Origin of the sequence: Cupriavidus sp. OV096, from assembly GCF_900115455.1 — a bacterium.
In the GTDB taxonomy this organism is placed as follows: Bacteria; Pseudomonadota; Gammaproteobacteria; order Burkholderiales; family Burkholderiaceae; genus Cupriavidus.
Map to the genome: position 1 here is coordinate 98,816 of NZ_FOWM01000016.1, position 16,487 is coordinate 115,302.

At 65.3% G+C, this 16,487-nt stretch carries 20 protein-coding genes; 12 read left to right on the top strand and 8 right to left on the bottom strand.

Annotated elements, in window-relative coordinates; genetic code table 11:
* Positions 1-38: 38 nt before the first annotated feature.
* The gene (locus BM115_RS25135; RefSeq protein WP_092300996.1) at positions 39-245 is read left to right on the top strand and encodes a cold-shock protein; all 207 of its coding nucleotides are present in this window, start codon (positions 39-41) and stop codon (positions 243-245) included.
* Positions 246-451: 206 nt separating this feature from the next.
* On the opposite strand, the gene BM115_RS25140 is transcribed toward BM115_RS25135, so the two are convergent.
* Complete coding sequence (locus tag BM115_RS25140) at positions 452-916, bottom strand: VOC family protein (RefSeq protein ID WP_092300999.1); 465 nt, start codon at positions 914-916, stop codon at positions 452-454.
* Positions 917-1,116: 200 nt separating this feature from the next.
* On the opposite strand from BM115_RS25140, the gene BM115_RS25145 reads away from it, so the two are divergent.
* The gene (locus BM115_RS25145) at positions 1,117-1,848 is read left to right on the top strand and encodes a carbonic anhydrase (RefSeq protein ID WP_092301002.1); all 732 of its coding nucleotides are present in this window, start codon (positions 1,117-1,119) and stop codon (positions 1,846-1,848) included.
* A 90-nt stretch (positions 1,849-1,938) separates the two neighbouring features.
* On the opposite strand, the gene icd is transcribed toward BM115_RS25145, so the two are convergent.
* Positions 1,939-3,189: an NADP-dependent isocitrate dehydrogenase gene (icd, locus tag BM115_RS25150; protein ID WP_092301005.1), complete on the bottom strand. Its 1,251-nt coding sequence runs from the start codon at positions 3,187-3,189 to the stop codon at positions 1,939-1,941.
* 238 nt (positions 3,190-3,427) lie between these two features.
* Between icd and BM115_RS25155 the strand changes: the two genes are divergently transcribed.
* The 3 genes from BM115_RS25155 (at position 3,428) to BM115_RS25165 (ending at position 4,986) form a co-directional block, all read left to right on the top strand.
* Complete coding sequence (locus tag BM115_RS25155; protein WP_092301008.1) at positions 3,428-4,054, top strand: pseudouridine synthase; 627 nt, start codon at positions 3,428-3,430, stop codon at positions 4,052-4,054.
* Between the two features lie 110 nt (positions 4,055-4,164).
* Positions 4,165-4,356, top strand: coding sequence for a hypothetical protein (locus BM115_RS25160; protein ID WP_092301011.1), 192 nt, complete (start codon positions 4,165-4,167; stop codon positions 4,354-4,356).
* Between the two features lie 168 nt (positions 4,357-4,524).
* Positions 4,525-4,986 carry a DUF192 domain-containing protein gene (locus BM115_RS25165; RefSeq protein WP_092301014.1) on the top strand — a complete coding sequence of 154 codons (462 nt, stop codon included), beginning with the start codon at positions 4,525-4,527 and terminating at the stop codon, positions 4,984-4,986.
* Between the two features lie 42 nt (positions 4,987-5,028).
* Here BM115_RS25165 and BM115_RS25170 read toward each other — a convergent pair whose 3' ends face one another.
* A complete protein-coding gene (locus tag BM115_RS25170; RefSeq protein ID WP_092301017.1) occupies positions 5,029-5,514 on the bottom strand; it encodes a YajQ family cyclic di-GMP-binding protein in 486 nt (161 codons plus the stop codon).
* Positions 5,515-5,592: 78 nt separating this feature from the next.
* Here BM115_RS25170 and murB point away from each other — a divergent pair, with 78 nt between their 5' ends.
* Positions 5,593-6,603: a UDP-N-acetylmuramate dehydrogenase gene (murB, locus tag BM115_RS25175; protein ID WP_092301020.1), complete on the top strand. Its 1,011-nt coding sequence runs from the start codon at positions 5,593-5,595 to the stop codon at positions 6,601-6,603.
* 31 nt (positions 6,604-6,634) lie between these two features.
* Here the strand turns inward: murB and BM115_RS25180 are convergent, their stop codons facing one another.
* Both BM115_RS25180 and argF read right to left on the bottom strand, forming a co-directional pair.
* Positions 6,635-6,946, bottom strand: a complete 312-nt coding sequence (locus tag BM115_RS25180; RefSeq protein ID WP_092301023.1) for a pyrimidine/purine nucleoside phosphorylase — start codon at positions 6,944-6,946, stop codon at positions 6,635-6,637.
* Positions 6,947-7,023: 77 nt separating this feature from the next.
* Entirely contained in the window at positions 7,024-7,947 is a 924-nt protein-coding gene (gene argF, locus BM115_RS25185; RefSeq protein ID WP_092301026.1) for an ornithine carbamoyltransferase, read from the bottom strand.
* 424 nt (positions 7,948-8,371) lie between these two features.
* On the opposite strand from argF, the gene BM115_RS25190 reads away from it, so the two are divergent.
* Complete coding sequence (locus BM115_RS25190; protein ID WP_092301029.1) at positions 8,372-8,677, top strand: DUF3579 domain-containing protein; 306 nt, start codon at positions 8,372-8,374, stop codon at positions 8,675-8,677.
* Between the two features lie 159 nt (positions 8,678-8,836).
* On the opposite strand, the gene rpsT is transcribed toward BM115_RS25190, so the two are convergent.
* A complete protein-coding gene (rpsT, locus tag BM115_RS25195; RefSeq protein ID WP_092301032.1) occupies positions 8,837-9,103 on the bottom strand; it encodes a 30S ribosomal protein S20 in 267 nt (88 codons plus the stop codon).
* Positions 9,104-9,388: 285 nt separating this feature from the next.
* On the opposite strand from rpsT, the gene murJ reads away from it, so the two are divergent.
* The gene (murJ, locus tag BM115_RS25200; protein ID WP_092301035.1) at positions 9,389-10,939 is read left to right on the top strand and encodes a murein biosynthesis integral membrane protein MurJ; all 1,551 of its coding nucleotides are present in this window, start codon (positions 9,389-9,391) and stop codon (positions 10,937-10,939) included.
* A gap of 13 nt (positions 10,940-10,952) precedes the next feature.
* Positions 10,953-11,801, top strand: coding sequence for a SirB1 family protein (locus BM115_RS25205; RefSeq protein ID WP_092301038.1), 849 nt, complete (start codon positions 10,953-10,955; stop codon positions 11,799-11,801).
* Between the two features lie 18 nt (positions 11,802-11,819).
* Here BM115_RS25205 and BM115_RS25210 read toward each other — a convergent pair whose 3' ends face one another.
* Positions 11,820-12,485: a VTT domain-containing protein gene (locus BM115_RS25210; RefSeq protein ID WP_092301041.1), complete on the bottom strand. Its 666-nt coding sequence runs from the start codon at positions 12,483-12,485 to the stop codon at positions 11,820-11,822.
* 110 nt (positions 12,486-12,595) lie between these two features.
* Here BM115_RS25210 and mutL point away from each other — a divergent pair, with 110 nt between their 5' ends.
* From mutL to BM115_RS25225, 3 genes are read left to right on the top strand one after another with little or no spacing between them, the layout of a single operon-like run.
* Complete coding sequence (gene mutL / locus BM115_RS25215; RefSeq protein WP_092301044.1) at positions 12,596-14,554, top strand: DNA mismatch repair endonuclease MutL; 1,959 nt, start codon at positions 12,596-12,598, stop codon at positions 14,552-14,554.
* A gap of 10 nt (positions 14,555-14,564) precedes the next feature.
* Positions 14,565-15,539: a tRNA (adenosine(37)-N6)-dimethylallyltransferase MiaA gene (gene miaA, locus BM115_RS25220; protein ID WP_092301047.1), complete on the top strand. Its 975-nt coding sequence runs from the start codon at positions 14,565-14,567 to the stop codon at positions 15,537-15,539.
* Between the two features lie 43 nt (positions 15,540-15,582).
* Entirely contained in the window at positions 15,583-16,080 is a 498-nt protein-coding gene (locus tag BM115_RS25225; RefSeq protein ID WP_092301050.1) for a GNAT family N-acetyltransferase, read from the top strand.
* 85 nt (positions 16,081-16,165) lie between these two features.
* On the opposite strand, the gene BM115_RS25230 is transcribed toward BM115_RS25225, so the two are convergent.
* Positions 16,166-16,487: IS3 family transposase (locus tag BM115_RS25230; RefSeq protein WP_143093939.1), on the bottom strand; the 322-nt coding region annotated here is incomplete at its 5' end.

The following is a 16,487-nucleotide window of genomic DNA, read 5'->3' on the forward strand; positions in this document are numbered from 1 at the left end:
TCCCCGCTTGAAAATCTGTTTTTTCGTTGGGGGAGTTTATGGCTAGCGGTATCGTCAAATGGTTCAATGACGCCAAGGGTTTCGGTTTTATCAAGCCGGACGATGGCGAGGAAGAACTGTTTGCGCACTTTTCGGCAATCCAGATGGCGGGTTTCAAGACGCTGAAGGAAGGCCAGCGCGTGGAGTTCGAGGTGGTGCAGGGCCCTAAGGGCAAGCAGGCCACGAATATCCAGGACGCGCAGTAAAAGTCGCGCCGCGACCGTACGGGCCTCAGAGCCGCGGCGGTCAAACGGATGCGGGGGGACGCGCTCCCCCGGAACGGGATCCTGTGCCACGCTGGTCCGCCAGCGCGGCACGCTGCAGTAGCGGTTCACAAGCGACACGCCACGCATCCAACAAGAAGCCCGGTGAAAACCGGGCTTCTTGTTTTGCACGGTCGGCGCGGCATGCGTCAGCCAGTCCACCCCTCGATATTCAGCCCGCTGGACAGCTCGGCCGCCTCGCGGCTGACCTTGCGCACCGACTGCCCGAAACTCCAGACATGGCCCTCCGGGTCGCGCGCCGAATAGACGCGATCGCCGTAGAACTGGTCTTCCGGCTCGCGCACGATCACCGCGCCGGCGGCGCGCGCCCGCTCGCAATGGTCGTCGAGACCGTCCGGCATGTGCACGTGCACCGCCTGCGTGTTCTTGCCGCCAACCGACGCCGGGCTGGCCGTGTAGTCGGCCCACTCGCTCCCCACCATCAGGTAACTGTCGCGATAGCGCATCTCCGAATGCACGAGATGGCCCTCCTTGTCGGTAATCACCATCACGCGCTCGAAGCCAAACGCGCGTTCGAGCCAGTCGAGCGCGGTCAGCGGATCCTTGTAGAAGAGCGCCGCCCCGAGCGCGCGTCTTCCAAACGGGTCATCCATGAAGGTCTCCTCGTAAAACACTGAGTTCTGATGTTGTAGCGGATGGCGAGGTCAATCGCCAGAAGGGTCCATGTCGCGGTGCAATGCATATGGCGCGGCGGCATGCACATCGTGCATTTCTGAAAATACCGTCTTGACGTTCTGGTCCGGCACGCGAGCCGGTAGACTGCGCGCCGCGCCCCTCAGAAACGGAATTTCACATGAAACAGTTGCTGTCCGCCGCCCTCTTATCCACGTGCGCCTTGAGCGCGATTGCGGCAGCGCCGCATCACGCACCGTGGACCTACGAAAGCCCCGCCTGGGGCGACCTGGACGCCGAATACGCGACTTGCAAGCTCGGCAAGGAACAATCGCCGATTGACATCCGCGGTGCCGTGCCCGGCGGGTTCAAGCCGATCCGCTTCGCGTACGCCGCCGGCAGTGCCAAGGTGCTCAACAACGGCCACACCATCGCCGTCCGGCCAGAGAGCGGCAGCAAGGCGCACCTGCCTTCGGGCGACTACGAACTCATCCAGTTCCACTTCCATACCCCGAGCGAAGAGGTCATCGACGGCAAGACCTATCCGATGGTCGCGCACATGGTCCATATGAACAGTACCGGGCAACTCGCCGTCGTGGCCGTGCTATTCGAGGAGGGCGGCGCCAATCCAATCATCGAACAGGTTTTCTCGTCCATGCCGGCCCACGGCGCCGAGCCGGTGAAACTGGCTGGCACGTTGAACCCGGAGGCATTGCTGCCGAAGGATCGCACCTATTTTGCCTACACCGGCAGCTTGACCACGCCGCCATGCAGCGAGGGCGTGCTGTGGCACGTGATAAAGCAGCCGGTAGGAATCTCGGCGGCGCAGATCGCGGCATTCAAGGCGCTTTATCCAATGAACGCCCGGCCGGTACAGCCGTTGAATGGGCGGACGATTGGATTGAGTCAGTAAGGGGTACCCGCAATCCAACAAAAAACCCCGGCGGCCTTTCAGCCACCGGGGTTTTGTCTTCGACTTCGGCCAGTGAGGCCGGAACCGCCCTTACATATTGTCGATCATCACCTGTCCGAACCCCGAGCAGGACACCTGCGTGGCGCCTTCCAGCAGCCGCGCGAAGTCGTAGGTCACCTTTTTCGACTGGATCGATTTTTCCATCGACCGGATGATCAGGTCGGCCGCTTCGGTCCAGCCCATGTGGCGCAGCATCATTTCTGCCGAGAGGATTTCCGAGCCTGGATTCACATAATCCTTGCCGGCATATTTCGGCGCAGTGCCGTGGGTGGCTTCGAACATGGCCACGGTGTCGGACATATTCGCGCCCGGCGCAATGCCGATGCCGCCCACCTGGGCCGCCAGCGCGTCAGAGACATAATCGCCGTTCAGGTTCAGCGTGGCGATGACCGAATACTCGGCCGGACGCAGCAGGATCTGCTGCAGGAAGGCATCGGCAATCGCGTCCTTGATGACGATATCGCGGCCCGTCTTCGGATTCTTCAGCTTGCACCACGGGCCGCCGTCGACCAGCTCCGCGCCGAATTCCTGCAGCGCCAGCTCATAGCCCCAGTCACGGAAGCCACCCTCGGTGAACTTCATGATGTTGCCCTTGTGCACCAGCGTGACCGACGGCTTGTCGTTGTCGATTGCATACTGGATCGCCTTGCGCACCAGCCGCTGCGTGCCCTCGCGCGAAACCGGCTTCACGCCGATGCCCGACGTCTCCGGGAATCGGATTTTCTTGACGCCCATCTCGTCCTGCAGGAACTTGATCAGCTTCTTGGCGCCTTCGCTGCCAGCCTCCCACTCGATGCCGGCATAGATATCTTCCGAATTCTCGCGGAAGATCACCATGTCGATCTTCTCCGGCTCGCGCACCGGCGAGGGCACGCCCTTGAAGTAGCGTACCGGGCGCAGGCAGAGGTAAAGGTCGAGCTGCTGGCGCAGCGCCACGTTCAGGGAGCGGATGCCGCCGCCCACCGGCGTGGTCAGCGGACCCTTGATCGACACCACGTAGTCCTTCACCACCTGCAACGTCTCGTCCGGCAGCCACACGTCCGGGCCGTAGAGGCGCGTGGACTTCTCGCCGGCGTAGATCTCCATCCAGGCCAGCTTGCGCTTGCCGCCGTAGGCCTTTTCCACGGCTGCGTCCACCACCTTGAGCATCACCGGGGTGATATCCACACCCGTGCCGTCGCCCTCGATATACGGAATGATGGGATTGTCCGGCACGTTGAGCGAGGAGTCGGCGTTGACCGTGATCTTCTCGCCTGCCGGGACCTTGATGTGCTGGTACATGAACGTCTCCACTTGCGGGTTGTGTCCGCTGCCCGGCCGGTGCCCGGCAACGCCAATGCGTGACTGATGCGAGGCATTGTAGAGGGGAAGCCCGCCTCGCTGCTCGGTTCGCATGGATATTGTCAAATGAGTCTTATATAAGACATAAGACTAGTCTTATTATTATGCAACATGGATTTGGGATTCGCCAAATCGGGCCGCTGTCCGCAGTCCGCCCGCGCTGGCATACTTCGCGCCCATGACCTTGATTGCCCTGAACAAGCCGTTCAACACGATGAGCCAGTTCTCCGCGCACCCTACGCGGCCGACGCTGGCCGACTGCGTGCGCGTGCCCGGCGTCTATCCGGCCGGCCGGCTGGATGCCGACAGCGAGGGCCTGCTGCTGCTGACCGATGATGGCGCGCTCCAGGCCCGCATCGCGGACCCGCACCACAAGCTGGCCAAGACCTACCTGGCGCAGGTCGAAGGGGTGCCGGATGCCGCCGCGCTGGCCACGCTGCGCGCCGGCGTCGATCTTGGCGATTTCCGCACGCTGCCCGCCTCGGCGCGCATCGTCGACGAACCCAACTGGCTCTGGACCCGCGATCCGCCAATCCGGTTCCGCGCGGCCATCCCCACCACCTGGGTGGAATTGCAGATCCGCGAGGGCAAGAATCGCCAGGTCAGGCGGATGACCGCCGCCGTGGGGTTTCCCACGCTGCGGCTGGTGCGCGTGGGCATCGGCGCGCTGGCCTTGCCCGAGCTGGGACTGGCGCCTGGCGCCTGGTGCGAGATCGACCCGGCCGTGCTCGGCCTGCCGCAGTCGTCGCCAAGGCCATCCCCTCGCCCGCAGGCTCGTCCACCGGTAAGGCGCCGTTACAAATAGTGACAAGCGCGACGTCAACGGCGCGATTGCGCGCGCCGTTTCAGAGGGCAGACGGGACAGCCACGGTCCCGTCGATTTCCCTACGCAGAACCCACTTTGAGGTACTCGCAATGAAAAAACTGATCGCTGCCCTGGTTGTCGGACTGTTCGCCACTGGCGCGTTTGCCCAGGCTCCGGCCGCTCCCGCCACGGACGCTGCACCGGCCGCCAAGGAAGCCACCAAGCCCGCGAAGACCAGCAAGAAAAAGCACACGAAGCACGCCTCCACCAAGAAGGCAGCTTCGGCAACCACCACCCAGTAAGGGCGGTGCTGCGGCGGCCCGGCGCAAGCCCGGCGCGCCACCCCTCGGAAAGGCAGGCGCGCATCGGCGGCCTGCCTTTTTTCTTGCGCCGATGTGTCCGCGCAAGCGCGGTGGCGCCGGGCTGCGCTATGCTCTCGGCGGTCGAACATCCAAATCCTCTCCCAAGCCATGCAACTCGTGCCCAAGATTCTGCTGGCCGCCGGCGCCGCCGCGCTGACGTCCTTCGCCAGCCTCGCCCAGGCGCAGGCCGCGCTGCCCGTGATCCCGCTGACGGCCGGCATGTATGCCATCCAGGCCGAAGTGGCCGCCTCCCCGGAGGCGCGCGAGCGTGGCCTGATGTATCGCAAGACCATGCCCGCCAACGCCGGCATGCTGTTCGTCTTCGATGAGAAGGCGGGTCACTGCTTCTGGATGAAGAACACGAACCTGCCGCTCTCGATCGCCTTCCTGGCCGACGACGGCAGCATCGTGAACATCGAGGACATGGCCCCGCAGAGCGAAGACAACCACTGCCCGCGCGCGGCGGTGCGCTATGCGCTCGAGATGAACAAGGGATGGTTCGCGCAGAAGGGCATCAAGCCGGGCGCGAAGATTGGCGGCCTGCCGCAGCAGGCGCGGCAGGCGCAATAAGACAGGTCTCGGCGCGGCGCATGCCGCCGCGCCGGCGGGCGCTTAGTCGCGGAAGTTGTTGAAGTCCAGCGGCGCGTCGGAAACATCCTTGCGCAGCAGCGCGATCACCGACTGCAGGTCGTCGCGCTTGGTGCCGGAGACGCGCACGGCGTCGCCCTGGATGCTGGCCTGCACCTTGATCTTGCTGTCCTTGATCATGCGGACGATCTTCTTGGCCAGGTCGCCAGTCACGCCCTTCTTGATCGTGATGACCTGCTTGAGCTTGTCGCCGCTCATCTTCTCGGTCTTGCCGTAGTCGAGGAAGCGCACGTCCACGTTGCGCTTGGCCATCTTGTTGATGAGTACGTCCTTGACCTGGCCGAGCTTGAAGTCATCGTCGGCAAACGCGGTCAGCTCGCCTTCCTTCTGCTCCACACGGGCGTCGGAGCCCTTGAAGTCGAAGCGCGTGGAGATTTCCTTGTTGGACTGCTCCACGGCGTTCTTCACTTCCACCATATTGGCTTCACACACTACGTCGAACGACGGCATTTTCGATTCTCCTACGTATAATCGGGCCTACCCCGCAGTCCGGGTCGCCCGCCGCGGCGGCCGCAAACCCTTCCCTTGATGGCAGATTTCCACGAATTCTATCCCCTGCGCCGGCACAATACATTCGGTTTCGATGTCCGGGCGCGCCTCGCGGCCCACATTCGCTCCGAAGCCGACCTGCTGGCCGCGCTGGCCGACCCGCGCGCGCAGGGCCTGCCGCTGGTGGTGCTGGGCGGCGGCAGCAACGTGGTGCTGACTGGCGACCTCGACGCGCTGGTGCTGCTGATGGAAATTCCCGGCTACGCGGTGGCGGAAGACGGCGACGACTGGCTGGTCACCGCCGGCGCCGGCGAGAACTGGCACGGGCTGGTGGGCCGCACCATCGCGGACGGCCACCCCGGGCTGGAAAACCTCGCCCTGATCCCCGGCACGGCCGGCGCGGCGCCGATCCAGAACATCGGCGCCTATGGCGTGGAGTTGCGCGAGCGCTTCGCCAGCCTGCGCGCCTATGACCGCCAGACTGGCGTCTTCGTCACCCTGGATCGCGAACAGTGCGCATTCGGCTACCGGGACAGCCTGTTCAAGCGCGAGGGGCGCGAGCGCTACCTGATCACCGCCGTCACGCTGCGCCTGCCGAAGGCATGGGTGCCGGTGCTCAACTATGGCGAACTGGCGCGCGAGTTGGACCCCGTGGCGGCGCCCGATGCGGCCCGGGTCCGCGATGCCGTGGTGGCCATTCGCTCGCGCAAGCTGCCGGACCCGGCCAAGATCGGCAACGCTGGCAGTTTCTTCAAGAATCCTGTGGTCGATGCCGCGCTGCGCAACGCGCTGCTGGCCGCGCACCCGTCGCTGGTCAGTTATCCACAGCCCGATGGCGGCTACAAGCTCGCGGCGGGCTGGCTGATCGATCAGTGCGGGTTCAAGGGGTTGGACGACGGCCCGGTGGGCGTCTACGGTAAACAGGCGCTGGTGCTGGTACACCACGGCGGCGGCACGGGTGCCGCGCTGCTGAAGCTGGCGGACCGCATCGTCGATACGGTCCAGGCGCGCTTCGGCGTGCGGATCGAGCCGGAGCCGGTGATCCTCTGAGGCCGCTGCGCGGCCCCCTCACCCCGGCAAATCAGCCAAATTGGCAGACGTAGTCCAGCGTCTCGGTCACTTCGATATCGAAATTGCTGTTGCCTGGCACGTCGAACTGCTGGCCCGCAGCATAGGTCTTCCATTCCTCCGAACCGGCCAGACGCACGCGGCAGCTACCGCCGTTGATCTCCATGATCTCCGGCGCGCCGGTATTGAAGTTCAGCGTGGCCGGGAAGATCACGCCCAGCGTCTTGCGCGTGCCATCGGGAAACACCACCGTGTGGCTCACGCACTTGCCGTCGAAGTACAGGTTGGCCTTCTTGACGACGGAAACATTGTCGAACTGACTCATTTGTTCATTCTCCTCAGGGATTTGGACGTAAAAACGGGGCCCTTGCAGGCCCCATTTCGTCGGGTGTGGCGCGGTGTTCAGTAGCGGCCGCAGAGCAGGAATTCCATCAGCGCCTTCTGCACGTGGAGGCGGTTCTCGGCTTCCTCCCAGACCACGCTGCGCGGGCCGTCGATGACCGCCGCTTCCACTTCCTCGCCACGGTGGGCGGGCAGGCAGTGCATGAACAGCGCGTCATCGGTGGCGCGGTCCATCATCGCCGTGGTCACCATCCAGTCCTGGAACGCGCGCTTGCGCACGTCGTTCTCGGCCTCGAAGCCCATGCTGGTCCAGACATCGGTGGTCACCAGGTGCGCGCCCTGGCAGGCATCGAGCGGATTATCGAACACCTTGACGAGGTGTGCGGCCGTGGCCGGCACCATGGCCGGATCGAGCTGGTATCCCGGCGGCGCCGAGAAATGGAACGTGAAACCCAGGCGCTCGGCGGCCTGGATCCAGGTGTACGCCATGTTGTTGGCATCGCCGATCCACGCCACCGTCTTGCCGGCAATGCTGCCGCGCTGCTCGATGTAGGTGAAGATATCGGCCAGCACCTGGCACGGGTGGTATTCGTTGGTGAGCCCGTTGATGACCGGCACGCGCGAATGCGCGGCAAAACGCTCCAGGATCTCCTGGCCGAACGTGCGGATCATGATGATGTCGACCATGCGCGAGATCACCTGCGCGGCGTCCTCGATCGGCTCGCCGCGGCCCAGCTGGGAGTCACGCGTGTTCAGGAACACCGCATGGCCGCCGAGCTGGTGGATGCCGGCTTCGAACGACAGGCGCGTGCGCGTGGAATTCTTCTCGAAGATCATGGCCAGCGTGCGGTCGTGCAGCGGGTGCCATGTCTCGTAGTTCTTGAACTTGGCCTTGAGGATCCGCGCGCGGTCCAGCAGGTATTCGTACTCTTCGGGTCCGAAATCGCTGAACTGGAGGTAATGCTTGATCGGGGTTGGGCTCATAAAACAAAGAAGGCGGCTCGATCAGGACACGCAACCCGGAAGCCGGTACTGGCTGTCCCTGAGGGTCGGAGCGTGTCGCGGAGCCGCCTTTCGCGTCGCTTACGCAATGTAATTGCAAGAATCATAAGGGATTATTCCAGCTTTGGCGAGCCCGGGCAGATCGGCCCGCATGCTCGCGCTGACAGCTTCCCGACAGGATTCGCCCCTATGCGCAGGTCTTATATAAGATATAATACTCGCTGATTCACGCGGGGCCCCGGCATACCCATGCCACCGCCCGCCGTCGGCATCAAAAGTGCCCCCGCAGACAAAGCGCCCCGCTCTCCCATCCGGATGCGTGCGAACCAATCGCCGGCCGGACACGTCAAACGGGCGCCCGTCCAGCGGGTTTACCGTCGAGTCACCGTCTTATCCCCGCAGTCCCATGACCACCCCCAACGTTCGCGAATACTTCATCCAAGGCGTCACCAAGGAAGGCAAGACCTTTCGACCGAGCGATTGGGCGGAGCGGCTGTGTGGCGTGATGGCGCAATTTCGCCCCGAGGGCGACACTGGCGATCCCCGCCTGACCTACTCGCCCTATGTGCGGCCCGTGATCGTGGCCGGCGTGAAGAACGTGGTGGTCGACACCCGCCTGCGCGACATCGAGCCGAAGGCGCTCGACTTCGTCCTCAACTTCGCCCGCGACAACAACCTCCAGGTGGTGGAAGCCTGCTTCCTGAACGACTGAAGATCCCTGCCCGGCCCGGACACCCGGGCCAAGCTGGCGTCAGAACGCAAAAAAGCTCGTCGCATTGACGAGCTTTTTTCATGCCGGACCGATGCCGATCCGGCGCACTGCGGTACCACTCGGACTGCTACAGGACCGCCGAAGCGGCCCGTGCGGCAATCAGGCAGCCATCGACTTGATGGCAGCCGACAGGCGCGACTTGTGACGTGCAGCCTTGTTCTTGTGCACGATCTTCTTGTCGGCGATGCTGTCGATCACGGTCTGCGACTGCTTGAAGATCTCGGCAGCGGCGGCCTTGTCACCAGCGTTGATTGCCTTGCGAACGGCCTTGACGGCGGTGCGCAGACGCGAACGCAGGCTCGAGTTGTGAGCGTTCTGGGCGACGGCCTGGCGCGCGCGCTTGCGGGCTTGTGCGGAATTTGCCATGTAATTTCTTCCTGAATTCAGAATGCGCGCCCGGGGCGACGCAATAATTTGGGACGCAACAATTAAGTCACATCGTGCGACCCGGGATGCTCTGACACACGAATCCGGAACGCGACTGTCCTTTGCGAATCGGCGATTATACACACATGCCGGCACGGTGGGCAAGACCGATACGCACCTGCCGCATCCTGAGCGTGCCGCGCGGCCCGATCCGTATAATAGCCGCCACATTCCCAGCCGGCCCCCGCCTCATACGTGGCGCCGCAGCAACTTTCACGGCCCATCTTGAACCTGCTCAAAGCGCTCGCCACCATCAGCAGCCTGACCATGCTCTCCCGCATCACGGGGCTGGTGCGCGAAATCCTGATTGCCCGGGCGTTCGGCGCCTCGGACATGACCGACGCCTTCAATGTGGCGTTTCGCATACCTAACCTGCTGCGCCGGGTCTTTGCCGAGGGCGCATTCTCGCAGGCTTTCGTCCCGATCCTGAACGAATACCACGGCAAGCGCGGGCCGGACGAGACCCACCACCTGATCGACGCGGTGGCCACGGTGATGTCCTGGGTGCTCGTGGCGGTGTCCGTGCTGGGCGTGATCGGCGCCCCGGTGGTGATGACGGTGGTGGCCACCGGCTTCCGGGGCGACTCCGAGACCTACAACTCGGCAGTGTTCATGACGCGCGTCATGTTCCCGTACATCGGCCTGATCTCGATGGTGGCGCTGGCGTCGGGCATCCTCAATACCTGGCGCAACTTCGCCGTGCCGGCCTTCACGCCGGTGCTGCTGAACCTTTGCCTGATCGTGGCGGCGCTGTTCGTCGGCCCGCACATGAGCCAGCCGATCTATGCCCAGGCCTGGGGCGTGCTGGCGGGCGGCGTGCTCCAGCTAGTCATCCAGGTGCCGGCGCTGCGCCGGCTCGGCGTGATGCCGCGGCTCTCGTTCAACCTGCGCGCGGCCTGGTCGGACGCCGGCGTGCGGCGCGTGATCCGTCAGATGCTGCCGGCGCTGCTGGCCGTGTCGGTGGCGCAGATCAGCCTGATCATCAACACGAATATCGCCTCGCACCTGGCCGCCGGCAGCGTCTCGTACCTGACCTATGCGGACCGCCTGATGGAATTCCCGACCGCGCTGCTGGGCGTGGCGCTGGGCACCATCCTGCTGCCGAGCCTCTCGCGCGCCAGCGCCACGGACGACCGCGAGGAGTACTCGGGCCTGCTCGACTGGGGCCTGCGCCTGACCTTCCTGCTGGCCGTGCCCGCCGCTGTGGGCCTGTTCGTGTTCGGCACGCCGCTGACGGCCGTGCTGTTCCACTACGGCAAGTTCGACGCCCACGCGGTGGAAATGACGCGCCAGGCGCTGGTGTCGTACGGCACCGGCCTGGTGGCGCTGATCCTGATCAAGATCCTGACGCCGGGCTTCTACGCGCGGCAGGACATCCGCACGCCGGTGAAGATCGCGCTGCTGGTGCTGGTCATCACGCAGGCGTCGAACTACGTCTTCGTGCCGCTGCTGGGCCACGCCGGGCTGGCGCTGTCGATCAGCTTCGGCGCCACCGTCAACGCCCTGCTGCTGTTCTTCGGCCTGCGCCGGCGCGGCTTCTACCGGCCGGCCCCGGGCTGGGGCCTGTTTCTCGCCCGGCTGCTCGCGGCGGTGCTGATCCTGGCGGGCATGCTGCTGTGGTTCGCCCGGAACTTCGACTGGGTGGCGATGGGCGCCACGCCGCTTGCGCGCATCGCGCTGATGGCGTCGTGCCTGGTACTTGCGGCGGTGGTCTACTTCGGTACACTGTGGATCATGGGGCTGCGTTACGCCGCCTTCCGGCGCCGCGCCGGCTAGTCAGGAACCCGCAATGACATCCACGAAAGTCCTGGATTACTTCGCCAGCCTCGTGGCCGACGAAAACGGCATCCCGCTGACGGAAACCGCGCTCTCCATCGCCCAGGACGCGTACCCGGACCTCGACCTCCAAGCCGAACTGGCCTCCCTCGACGTACTCGCGCTGCGGCTCAAGCGGCGGATTGCCGAGGGCACGCCCGCCATCCAGCGCCTGCGCCTGCTCAATCATTTCTTCTACCGCGATCTCGGTTTCGGCGCCAACGCCAACGACTACTACGATCCGGACAATTCCTACCTGAACGTGGTGCTGCGCCAGCGGCGCGGCATTCCGATCACGCTGGCCGTGCTCTATATGGAGTTGGGGCAGCAGATCGGGCTGCCGCTCAAGGGCGTGTCGTTCCCGAATCATTTCCTCGTGCGCATGACCATCCCCGCCGGCGAGGTGGTGCTGGACCCGCTCACCGGGGAGACGCTGTCGAAGGAGCAACTGCAGGAGATGCTGGACCCCTACCTCGAACGGGAGGGGATTTCGGACCCGAACCAGGTGCCGCTGGGGCTGTTTCTGCAGGTGGCGAGCCACCGCGAGATCGTCGCCCGCCTGCTGCGCAACCTGAAGGCGATCTACCTGCAGGAATCGCGCTGGCAACGGCTGCTGGCGGTGCAGAACCGCCTGGTGATCCTGTTGCCGAATTCGATCGAGGAAGTGCGCGATCGGGGGCTGGCGTACGCCAACCTGGAGTGCTTCCGGCCGGCGCTGGAGGACCTGGAAGCCTACGTCCAGGCCCGTCCCGATGCGGCCGATACGACCCAGATCCGCGACCGCATGCCGGCGCTGCGGATGATGAGCCGGAGCCTCAGCTAATCGCTGGGCTCATCCCCATCAGTCCTTGAGATCCGCACGGGTGCGCGGCTTGCCGCGTACCAGCTTCCACAGCCCGCCCAGCACCAGCGGCACCACCGCCGCACCAATGCCCGCCAGCACGATCAGGTTCAGGTACTGCTTGATGAAGGGCAAATTGCCGAAGAAGTAGCCGGCGAACACCAGTCCGCAGACCCAGGCCACCGCGCCAAGCACGTTGAACATCTGGAAGCGCGCGAACGTCATCTGCGACACCCCCGCCACGAACGGCGCGAAAGTCCGCACGATCGGGATGAAACGCGCCATCACCAGCGTCTTGCCACCGTGGCGCTCGTAGAAGTCGTGCGTCTTGCGCAGCGCCTTCTGGTCCAGGAAGCGCCATTGGTGGTCGAACACCTTCGGCCCGATCCAGCTCCCCACGAAGTAGTTGACCGTGTTGCCCGTGATCGCGGCCACCAACAGCAGGCCGCAAAGCACCCACTCGTTCATCGCGCCGGTGGCGCACATGGCGCCGGCAATGAACAGCAGGGAGTCGCCGGGCAGGAACGGCAGCACCACCAGGCCGGTCTCGGCGAAGACGATGGCGAACAGGATGCCGTACACCCAGACGCCATAGTCCTGAACGAACTGGCCGAGGAATTTGTCGATGTGCAGGACCATGTCCAGCAGTTGCAATACGGTGTCCAAACTGATCCCCTAGAAGAAGGTCCCCATGATACAAGAGCCGCCGGGCGCGTCCGTCACCCGGGCGGCCCAAGTGTGCCGAAAAGGTGTCCGGCCGCACGTATAATCGCCGCATGCCTGCCGACGCCCTCCGCACCACCCAGCCCAGCCGCCCCATCCGCGCCCTGCCGGACCAGTTGATCAGCCAGATCGCCGCCGGCGAGGTGGTGGAACGGCCCGCCTCGGTGGTCAAGGAATTGCTCGAAAATGCACTCGATGCCGGCGCCACGCAGCTGGCCATCCGGCTCGAAGAAGGCGGCGTGCGGCGCATGGTCATCACGGACAACGGCTGCGGCATTCCCGCCGACGAACTGCCCGTCGCGCTGACGCGCCACGCCACCAGCAAGATCGCCTCGCTCGACGAACTGGAGTCGGTGCTCACGCTGGGCTTCCGGGGCGAGGCGCTCGCGTCCATCGCCTCGGTCTCGCACCTCGTGCTGACCAGCCGCACCGCCGATGCCGCCCATGCCACCCAGGTCAGCGCCGACACCGGCCATCTCCAGCCCGCCTCGGGCGGGGTCGGCACGATGGTCGATGTGCAGCACCTGTACTTCAACACGCCAGCGCGCCGAAAGTTCCTTAAAACGGAACAAACCGAGCTGGGACACTGCCTGGAGATGATCCGGCGGGCGGCGCTGGCGCGGCCCGATGTCACAATTTCGGTCCATCACAACGGCAAGCCGCTCGAGCACTGGAACGGCGGCGACGTGGCCACGCGCACCGCGCAGGTGCTCGGCACCGACTTCGCACGCGCCCGACTCGCGCTGGACGAGGAAGCCGGCACGCTGCACCTCTATGGCTTCGCGGGGCTGCCCACGGCGTCCCGGGGGCGGCCGGACCAGCAGTACTTCTTCGTCAACGGCCGTTTTGTGCGCGACAAGCTGCTCAACCACGCCGTGCGTAGCGCCTATCAGGACGTCCTGCATGGCGACCGCTTCCCGTCGTACGTGCTGTGCCTGGACCTGCCGCCGGAAATGGTCGATGTGAACGTGCATCCGTCGAAGATCGAGGTGCGCTTCCGCGAATCCCGCGCGGTGCACCAGTTCGTCTACCACGCCGTGCAGCGCTGCCTGGCGCGGCAGGCCGGCGAACAGGGCGACAGCCTGCATACCGATGCAGCGGATGGCGCCATGATGCCGAACGCAAGCCCGATCGGGGGCAGCGGCATGGCCGGCGGCGTACCCGGCGCGGCGCCGCAGTGGGTTAACTACTCCGCAGGCCGCCAGACCGAACTCGGCATCGCTCAGCCGCGTCAGGCCTATCTCGGCATGGTGCGCGAGGCCACCGGCGATGGCGCCGGCCGCGCCTGGCAGCCGTCCGCGCAGCCGCCCGCCTGGCTGGCCGATGCCCAGGCCGCCCGGGCCGACGAACCGCCCAGCCTGCTCGATCGCCTGCCGATGGGCACCTCCTCGCCCTTCGTCCAGCACGATACGGACGGCGCCGAGGCCGATCACCCGCTCGGCTACGCGGTGGCCCAGCTCCACGGCATCTACGTGCTGGCGCAGAACGCGCGCGGGCTGGTGCTGGTGGACATGCATGCCGCGCACGAACGCATCCTGTACGAGCAGATCAAGATGGCACTCGAAGCGCGTGAACTGGCCGTACAGCCGCTGCTGATCCCGGTCACGCTGCCGGCCAGCCCGGTCGAGATCGGCGCGGCCGAGGAACATCAGGAAACGCTGACCCTGCTCGGTTTCGACATCGCCCCGGTCTCCCCGACCACGCTGGCCGTGCGTGCCATTCCCGCACTGCTCAAGCAGGCCGATGCCGAGGCGCTCGCGCGCGACGTGCTGCGCGACCTCCAGTCCTATGGAGGCTCGCGCGTGCTGGCCGAGCGCCAGAACGAGCTGCTCGCCACGCTGGCCTGCCACAGCGCCGTGCGCGCCAATCGCAAGCTCACGCTGGAAGAGATGAACGCGCTGCTGCGCCAGATGGAGCAGACCGAGCGCGCCGACCAATGCAACCACGGGCGCCCCACCTGGGTGCAGCTCACTGTGGCCGAGCTGGACCGGCTGTTCCTGCGTGGCCAGTAACAGTTTGTCGATGTCTGCGCTGTCTTCCGCTCCGCTGTCTTCCGCCCTGCCGCCGGTCGTCTGCCTGCTCGGCCCCACCGCCTCCGGCAAGACCGCCGCCGCGCTGGCGCTGGCCGCGCACACGCCGGTGGAGATCATCAGCCTCGACTCCGCGCTGGTCTATCGCGAGATGGACATCGGCACCGCCAAACCCACGCGCGACGAACTGGCCAGCGTGCCGCACCATCTGATCGACATCATCGATCCAGTCGACAGCTACTCCGCCGCGCAGTTCGTGACCGATGCCGAGCGGCTGATCGCCGAGATCCGCGCGCGCGGCCGGGCGCCGCTGATCGTGGGCGGGACCATGCTCTATTACAAGGCGCTGACGCAGGGCCTGAACGACCTGCCGCAGGCCGACGCCACGCTGCGCGCCGAACTCGACGCCCGGGCGGCCGAACGCGGCTGGCCGGCGCTGCACGCGATGCTGGCCGAGGTAGACCCGGTGACCGCCGCCCGGCTGGCGCCCAACGATGCGCAGCGCATCCAGCGCGCGCTGGAGATTTTCCGACTAAGCGGACAGCCGATGTCCGCGCTGCTGGCCCGCCAGGCTGATGCCCGCACCTTCACCGGCGCGGCCGATGCGCGCTACCGCGTGATCGCGCTGGAGCCGTCGGATCGCGCAGTGCTGCACGCGCGGATCTCGGAAAGATTCGATGCGATGCTGGCCGGCGGCCTGATCGACGAGGTGCAACGGCTGCGCGCGCGCGGCGACCTGCATCTCGGCCTGCCGTCGATGCGCTGCGTCGGCTACCGGCAGGTGTGGGAGTTCCTCGACGGCGCCTGCGATGCCTCGACCATGCGCGAACGCGGCATCGCCGCCACGCGCCAGCTCTGCAAGCGCCAGCTCACCTGGCTGCGCAGCACGCCCGAGCGCGTCAGCGTGGACTGCCTCGCCCCGGACTACGTGGCCCAGGTGGCCCGGCTGGCTGGGATGTTGGAGTAGCATTCCCGACTCATTCCCGCATTCGCCGCTTACTACCGTTCCCATGACCGCCTTCGCCATCCGCCCTGCCGAGCCCGCAGACAGCACCACGCTATTTCGCCTGATCGCCGCGCTGGCCGAGTATGAAAAGCTCACCCATCTCGTCGAAGCCACGCCGGAAAAAATCCAGACCGCGCTGTTCGGCGACCGCCCACATGCCGAGGCGGTGCTGGTGGAAGTGGAGACGGACGAAGGCCGGCAGGCGGTCGGCTTCGCGCTGTTCTTTCACAGTTTCTCGACCTTTCTGGCCAAGCCGGGGCTGTACCTCGAAGACCTGTTCGTGGAGCCCGCGTGGCGCGGCCACGGACTGGGCAAGGCGCTGCTGCGCCATCTGGCCGGCATCGCCGTGGCGCGCGGCTGCGGGCGCTTCGAATGGTCGGTGCTGGACTGGAACCAGCCGTCGATCGATTTCTATCAGGCGATGGGCGCCGACGTGATGCCGGACTGGCGCATCTGCCGCGTGACCGGGGATGCGCTGACCAAGCTCGGCGGCCAGCCCTGAGGCCCTGCGCCCCTGCATCGAGCAAGCCCAAAAACAAAAACGCCCGATGTTGTGAACTGACCCCCAGAAGTTGGACGGTTGATGGCTAGGCCGGAAAGGGCTGAGTCCTGTATTGCACAGGACTCAGCCCTTTTAGTTTGAGCTTGATGCGGTCATGATTGTAGTAGTGAATGTATTGGCGCAGTCCATCCTGCAGTTGCTCGATGCTGGTGAACTTGTTCAGGTAGAAGAATTCGGACTTTAGGATGCCGAAGAAGCTCTCCATGGCAGCGTTGTCGAGGCAGTTACCTTTGCGCGACATACTGGGACGGACACTGTGCTGCTTGAGCATCGATCGATAGGACGCCATTTGGTATTGCCAGCCCTGATCCGAATGCAGGATCGGTCGGTCCTTGGGGCCGAGTCGA

Excerpts from the sequence above, each read along its gene's own strand:
- BM115_RS25135 (WP_092300996.1), top strand. The coding sequence starts at position 39 with ATGGCTAGCGGTATCGTCAAATGGTTCAATGACGCCAAGGGTTTCGGT.
- BM115_RS25140 (WP_092300999.1), bottom strand. The coding sequence starts at position 916 with ATGGATGACCCGTTTGGAAGACGCGCGCTCGGGGCGGCGCTCTTCTAC.
- BM115_RS25145 (WP_092301002.1), top strand. The coding sequence starts at position 1,117 with ATGAAACAGTTGCTGTCCGCCGCCCTCTTATCCACGTGCGCCTTGAGC.
- icd (WP_092301005.1), bottom strand. The coding sequence starts at position 3,189 with ATGTACCAGCACATCAAGGTCCCGGCAGGCGAGAAGATCACGGTCAAC.
- BM115_RS25155 (WP_092301008.1), top strand. The coding sequence starts at position 3,428 with ATGACCTTGATTGCCCTGAACAAGCCGTTCAACACGATGAGCCAGTTC.
- BM115_RS25160 (WP_092301011.1), top strand. The coding sequence starts at position 4,165 with ATGAAAAAACTGATCGCTGCCCTGGTTGTCGGACTGTTCGCCACTGGC.
- BM115_RS25165 (WP_092301014.1), top strand. The coding sequence starts at position 4,525 with ATGCAACTCGTGCCCAAGATTCTGCTGGCCGCCGGCGCCGCCGCGCTG.
- BM115_RS25170 (WP_092301017.1), bottom strand. The coding sequence starts at position 5,514 with ATGCCGTCGTTCGACGTAGTGTGTGAAGCCAATATGGTGGAAGTGAAG.
- murB (WP_092301020.1), top strand. The coding sequence starts at position 5,593 with ATGGCAGATTTCCACGAATTCTATCCCCTGCGCCGGCACAATACATTC.
- BM115_RS25180 (WP_092301023.1), bottom strand. The coding sequence starts at position 6,946 with ATGAGTCAGTTCGACAATGTTTCCGTCGTCAAGAAGGCCAACCTGTAC.
- argF (WP_092301026.1), bottom strand. The coding sequence starts at position 7,947 with ATGAGCCCAACCCCGATCAAGCATTACCTCCAGTTCAGCGATTTCGGA.
- BM115_RS25190 (WP_092301029.1), top strand. The coding sequence starts at position 8,372 with ATGACCACCCCCAACGTTCGCGAATACTTCATCCAAGGCGTCACCAAG.
- rpsT (WP_092301032.1), bottom strand. The coding sequence starts at position 9,103 with ATGGCAAATTCCGCACAAGCCCGCAAGCGCGCGCGCCAGGCCGTCGCC.
- BM115_RS25205 (WP_092301038.1), top strand. The coding sequence starts at position 10,953 with ATGACATCCACGAAAGTCCTGGATTACTTCGCCAGCCTCGTGGCCGAC.
- mutL (WP_092301044.1), top strand. The coding sequence starts at position 12,596 with ATGCCTGCCGACGCCCTCCGCACCACCCAGCCCAGCCGCCCCATCCGC.
- miaA (WP_092301047.1), top strand. The coding sequence starts at position 14,565 with ATGTCTGCGCTGTCTTCCGCTCCGCTGTCTTCCGCCCTGCCGCCGGTC.
- BM115_RS25225 (WP_092301050.1), top strand. The coding sequence starts at position 15,583 with ATGACCGCCTTCGCCATCCGCCCTGCCGAGCCCGCAGACAGCACCACG.